The sequence below is a fragment of the Cupriavidus sp. 05N40 genome, assembly GCF_056397305.1.
In genome coordinates, this window is record NZ_JBFTND010000307.1 from 1 (window position 1) to 6,168 (window position 6,168).

General features: G+C 64.0%; 4 protein-coding genes. All 4 read left to right on the forward strand.

Annotated elements, in window-relative coordinates; translation table 11 throughout:
• Positions 1–623: 623 nt before the first annotated feature.
• The gene (locus AC1DO7_RS38610) at positions 624–1,898 is read left to right on the forward strand and encodes an ATP citrate lyase citrate-binding domain-containing protein (RefSeq protein WP_477117370.1); all 1,275 of its coding nucleotides are present in this window, start codon (positions 624–626) and stop codon (positions 1,896–1,898) included.
• Positions 1,899–1,919: 21 nt separating this feature from the next.
• Complete coding sequence (locus AC1DO7_RS38615; RefSeq protein WP_477117371.1) at positions 1,920–4,619, forward strand: CoA-binding protein; 2,700 nt, start codon at positions 1,920–1,922, stop codon at positions 4,617–4,619.
• Positions 4,620–4,637: 18 nt separating this feature from the next.
• Entirely contained in the window at positions 4,638–5,951 is a 1,314-nt protein-coding gene (locus AC1DO7_RS38620) for a CitMHS family transporter (protein WP_441620619.1), read from the forward strand.
• A gap of 12 nt (positions 5,952–5,963) precedes the next feature.
• Positions 5,964–6,168: hypothetical protein (locus tag AC1DO7_RS38625; RefSeq protein ID WP_477117372.1), on the forward strand; the 205-nt coding region annotated here is incomplete at its 3' end.

A 6,168-nucleotide genomic window follows, 5' to 3' on the forward strand; every position in this document is an offset into this window, starting at 1 on the left:
CCATTCAATTCGCGGGATAAGGCCACCGTTCCCTGTGGCCGCGAGCGATCATGGTTGACACCTAAATCGATGTCAATTGACATGATTTAGCACGCGAGGTGACAAATTTTTCATGTCTGGTCACGAAGATTGTCATTCGTATTGCCCACGCCGGTTTTATGCCTGCCCCTATTCAATTTGTCTTATTCATCAGTCGGCCGGCGTATTTGAAAGGCTGTAGTTTTTTTTCAACCGGAGTGGATCTGCATCTGATGCCGCCATCGACGGATGGATCTGGATTCAACCGATTCCGGCTCGGGCAGACGGAATACGGCCGCCATGGCAATACCGTTCCGGATTGGCGCTGACGCAGATCGCGTGCGGCGGGAGATCCACTTCGGCGCCGGCTCGGGTGCCGTGACCTCACTCGACTGACTCGCCCCCGGCCGCAACCTGCCGTGCATGAAGGCAGCGGGGCTTGTCCGCGAACCGCGCGCGGGAAAAAGCGCAACGCAGTGCTCATGCGAGGCGCCGCTCGCGCGGCAGGCATGCGGGAAATCCCCTAGCCCCGGATGAAAGGCTGGCGAAAGCTTCGGTGAACTAGCATTGGTTCCCATCAGTGGTCAATAGATGTAGGAGACACCATGCAAATCACCGGCATGCTTCACGGCGCGCGGTTGCTGCAGCTCGTGGGTTTTCCCACCGCTGAAGTGCTCGGGCCCGACGCCAACGACGACCAGATCAAGGACCTGATCGAACGCCACAAGCAAGTCTTCATCAAGCCCGTCTTCCGCGGGGGCGTCGGCAAGAAGGGCAAGGCCGGCCTGCTTGGCCGCGTCAGCGACCTGGCTTCGGCGCTCAAGGAAAAGGAACGCCTGTATTTCGTCGAACACCAGCACGGCTACCAGCGCGCCAAGGCCAATGGCGTGACGTTCGAAGGCGGCGTGCCTTCCGACCATGAAATCTATTTCTCGCTGACCGATTCCACCGAATTCCGCGCGCCGACCATGACCCTGACCCATCACGGCGGCATGGAGATCGAGGAGCTCGACAACAGCCAGATCGCGCGCGTGCCGTTCAGCCCGCTGACCGGTCTCAAGGCCTTCGTGGTGGCGAACGCGCTGAGCCGCCTGAACGCACCGAAGGAAATCATTTCCCCGCTGGTGCAGTTCCTGCCCAACCTGTGGGACCTGTTCCACGACTACGGCATGACCACGCTGGAACTCAACCCGATCCGCATGCGCGCCGACAAGCGCGGGCGGCTTACGCCGGTGGCCTGCGACTTCAAATGCGGCTTCGACCACGACGATCCGCGCTGGCAACGCCTGAACCTGCCCGCGCATTTGTTCGCCGCCGACACATCGCCCTTCGAACAGGAGATCAATCAGCTGCGCACGTACCAGGGCCAGAGCGACGTGTACATCATCAACGACAAGGGAACCATCCTGGCCCCGACGTTCGGTGGCGGCGCCAACTCGCTGGTCACGCAGATGCTGGGCGACGACGCGATCATCTCATCCGATTTCGGCGGCAATCCACCGTACGAAAAAATGAAGGCTGTCGCCAGTATCTGCTTCAAGCACTGGCTCAAGCAGAGCAACGTCCTGTTCATCATCGGCGGCAAGTCCAACAACACGGACATCTTCGAGACCTTCCGTGCCATGGCCGACGCGTTGCGTGAGCACTTCGGCAAATACGGCCCCTCACCGCTGTATGTGGTGGTCGGGCGCGGCGGCCCGAACCTGGTGCGCGGCATGGCCGTGCTGCGCGACACCTGCGAGTCGCTGGGCCTTCCCTACGTCAGCTTTGGCTTCGACTCGGCCATGAGCGAGGTGGTCGACCATGCCCGCAAGGTGGRTGCGTGGATGAAAGCCGGTGGCCGTGAGCAAGTCGCGGCCCGATTGAATGTGACCGCCTGAAGTCACTGTCTGGAGACTGCGATGCGCATCAAGGGTGTAAGCGATTTCAAGTATTTCGTCGGCATCAATTCATTGGCCGAGGTGGCGACACGCGAAGATCGCGTGTGTGTGCTGAATATCATGGGAGGGGAATCCAGCGACGTCACGCCCGTAGGCCATGCCTACTCGGGCGGCAATGTGGTGTTCGGCACCTCGCCCGGCCGCAGGGGCCAGGTGCTCGACACCCCCGCCGGGCCGATTCCCGTCTACAACAACGTGCGGGAAGGCCTGGAGGCAGGGCATCGCTTCAATTGCGGCGTGGTCTACCTGCCGCCGTCCGCGGCCGACGATGGCGTGGTCGAACTGGTGCGGGTCAATCCGGAGCTGAAGAAGATCTTTATCCCGACCGAGAAGATGTCGGTGCACGATGCCCGCGAGATCCGGGCCCTGGCCCAGTTGAACGGCATCGATATCTTCGGTGGCAACAGCCTCGGCGTGGCCGATGCCTGGAACCAGGTACGCATCGGCGGCGCCCTCGGCGGCGACGCGCCGGGCGATACGCTGCGCAAGGGTTCGATCGCAATCCTGTCCAACTCCGGCAGCTTCACCACCACCATTGCGCAGTACATGCGCATGGCGGGCTGGGGCACGACCACGCTGATATCGAGCGGCAAGGACGTCTACATCCACTATRCCGCGCCGGAATTCGCCCACGCGCTGGCCAACGATGATCGCAGCAAGGCTGCCGTGCTGTACTGCGAGCCAGGCGGCTTCTATGAGCGCGATGCCACCTTCACCAAGCCGGTGGTGGCCTGCGTGGTGGGGCGCTGGAAGAGCAGGCTCACCCGCGCGGTCGGCCATGCCGGCGCCATGGCGGGCGGCGGCGACGACGCCGAATCCAAGGAACGCTGGTTTATGGAGAAGTTCGGCGTCGACGGACTGTTCACGCCCAGGAACCCGGTGTTCTCGGCCAAGGGCGCGGTTGTGGTCAATATTGCCGACATTCCTGCCGCACTGACCGCCGTGATGCGCGCCAACGGCGTGGAACCCGATTTCGAGCCCGAAGGCACCATGGAGCTAAAGCCCTGGTTCAGCTCCAGCCAGGGCCTGTCGCTGCCGGCCGATCTCGACCTGCCCGTGGTGCAGGCACCCGCGCCGTACGGCCAGCAGATCAGCGCGCTCGACCAGCAGATCGGCGCCGTGCTGCCGCGCCAGCCGATGAAGGATACCTCGGGCGTTTCGCAGATGGATGCCAGGACGCAGCTGACCAGCCTGCACGGGGTATCGATGCTCGATGCGGCGCAGTATCCGCTGGAAGTCAACGTAAGCCTTGCGCTGCTGCACGAGCCCGGCGGCATCAACGATCAGAAGCTGATCAACGTGGCCGTGGCTGCCTCGCTGAACCTGCACGGCCACCCTGCCCTGGCGGCGGCCCAAGCCTCGCGCGATGCCGGCAATGCGCCCAACAGCGTGTTGGCCGCGGCCGCCAGCATCCTCGGTCCACGCACGCAGGAGCGCGCGCGCGCCCTGACGCGCATGCTGATCGACGCCTTCGCCGCGGCCGGCCTCGGTGACGCGATGGACGAAGACTTCGACACCGGCAGGGTCCGGCTTGAATCGCCGGGCCTGTTCGTCGCGGATCGGCCCGACGACCGTGCTGCCGCCATGCTCAAAGGGCTGGAAGCGCGGGGGGCCAGATCGGTGTTCGTGCGTTACCTCCAGGCCTTGCCCGGACATCCGACGGAAGATGCCGTACTGGCCGCCATCGCCACCACGCTGGCCTGGGGCCCGCTCAAGCGCAAGCGCGTGTCGCGGATCACCGCGGAGAGCCTGCCATGGTGGATACGCCTGTTCGGCGCGCTGATCGGCGCCTCCGTTCCGGCGGACCAGCACACGGCCGATGGCTTCTGCGGCATGGCGACCCGCGACATCCTCGAGCAGCGCTCGATCAGCGAGGTTGCCTTCATCGCACTGCTGGGCCTGCCGGCCAATGCGGCAGATCTGCACGCATTCCAGGTGCTGGTCGGGCTGCTGTTGAGCAACGGGCCGGGCACGATCTCGGCGCAGGGCGCCAAGGGCGCGGTGTCCGCCGACGGCCCGGAAGACCCGGAGCGCGTGCAGCTCAACAAGGGGCTGGTCGGCTTCCTGACCCACACCGGCTATGCGCATGGCGGCAACGGCTACGAGGGCATCGCGTTCCTGATCGAGCAGTTCAGGGATGCGGGACTCAAGGACCCGGGCAACCCCAACCACGGCATCGACCTCAAAGCACTCGCGCAGCGCTACGTCAAGCACTATGCTGATTACAAGGCAAACAAGAAGAATACGGGCAGCCTTGACATCCAGAAAATCCCTGGCGTCAACCACCCGGTGTTCAAGGACAAACCAGTGAACCACGACCCGCGTGAAGTGTTCATCGCGACGCTGTTCGCCGAGCGCGGCGAGTACAACGTGTTCCACGCGTTCTACCGCACACTGGTGCAGACCTTGTTCGACGAGGGTGTGTCGCGCAATGTTTACTGCGTGAATATCGACGCCGTGATCGCCGCGCTGCTGCTCAAGATGTTGTGGCAGCCTTACCAGAGCGGGCAATACACGGAAAGTGCGCTGGAGACGGCTGCCTTCACGATCTTCCTGTACCCGCGCATGCTCGGCTGCGCCGCCGAGATCGACGATCACCTCAACCGGGGCCGGAACATGGATACGCGCACGGCGGCTTCCAAGTGCCAGTTCGTGGCCTAGGAACAGGAGGAACGCGGTATGTTGACCCTGCTTGCCTACTCGATGGTCATCGTGTTCATGGCGCTGATCATGACCAAGCGCCTGTCGGCCATGGTCGCCCTGATCCTGGTGCCGATCGTATTCGGGCTGATCGGGGGCTTCGGCATGCAACTAGGCCCGATGATGCTGGATGGCATCAAGAAGCTCGCGCCGACCGGCGTGATGCTGATGTTCGCCATCCTGTATTTCGGCCTGATGATCGACGCCGGGCTGTTCGACCCTGTCGTGCGCCGGATCCTGCGGCTGGTGGGCGGCGATCCGATGAAGATCGTGGTCGGTACCTTCGTGCTGGCGGTGCTGGTGTCGCTCGACGGCGACGGGTCGACCACCTATATGATCACCTGCGCCGCCATGCTTCCGCTCTACAAGCGGCTGGGCATCAGCCGCCTCGTGCTGGCCTGCGTGATCATGATGGCCGGCGGGCTGATGAACATCCTGCCCTGGGGCGGACCCACCGCGCGCGCGGCAAGCGCGCTGGGCGTGGACGTGGGCCTGATCTTCGTGCCGATGATCCTGCCGATGGTCGTTACCGGTTGCTGGGGCCTGTTCGTGGCGTTCATCCTTGGGCGTCGCGAACGCAGGCGGCTCGGTGCGATCGCCCTGGACGGCGCGGCCGCCGGCCTTGCCGCGCCCGACGTGGCGATGGGCGACCCGAGCATCGCCCGGCCCAGGCTGTTGTGGGTCAACCTGCTGCTGACGGTGGTGCTGATGGTACTGCTGATCCTCGGCACGCTGCCGCTGCAGGTCCTGTTCATGGTGGCCTCGGCCATTGCGATCATGATCAACTACCCGAACCTCGCCGAACAGAAGGAACGAATCAGCACGCATGCGGGGAATATCGTGCCGGTGGTGGCCCTGATCTTCGCGGCGGGCATCTTCGTGGGCATCTTGTCGGGCACCAAGATGGTCGATGCGATCGCGGCCAGCGTGATTGCCGCGGTGCCGCCCTGGATGGGTCCTTACATGGCGATCGTGACCGGCGTGCTGAGCGTCCCCTTCACCTTCTTCATCTCTAACGACGCATTCTACTTCGGCATCCTGCCGATCCTCGCCAAGGCGGCCGCGGTCTACGGCATCGGCGCCGCCGAGATCGGACGCGCATCCTTGATCGGCCAGCAGGTGCATCTGCTTAGCCCGCTGGTGGCTTCGACCTATCTGCTGGTGGGCCTGGCCGAGGTGGAGTTCGGCGACCACCAGCGCTACACCATGCTCTGGGCGCTGTCGGCGGCGCTGGTCATGCTGATCGCCACCGTCGTACTCGGCGTCATTCCCCTCGTTGGCCATGCGCCTTGATGGCATCCCTCCATGCACGACGACATCCAATCCATCCCGTCCACGCAGGCGATTGCCGCCGCTGCGCGCACCGTACGCACCCGAAGGCAAGGCATGAAGCTCCTTGTCGCCATGGGACTGGGACTGTTGTGTTCGCTCGGCCAGGCACAGGAACCGGGGGAATCCGGGGAGCTGATGGGCTATGCGGCCAGAGGCAGGGTGCCGGCAGGCTATGCAC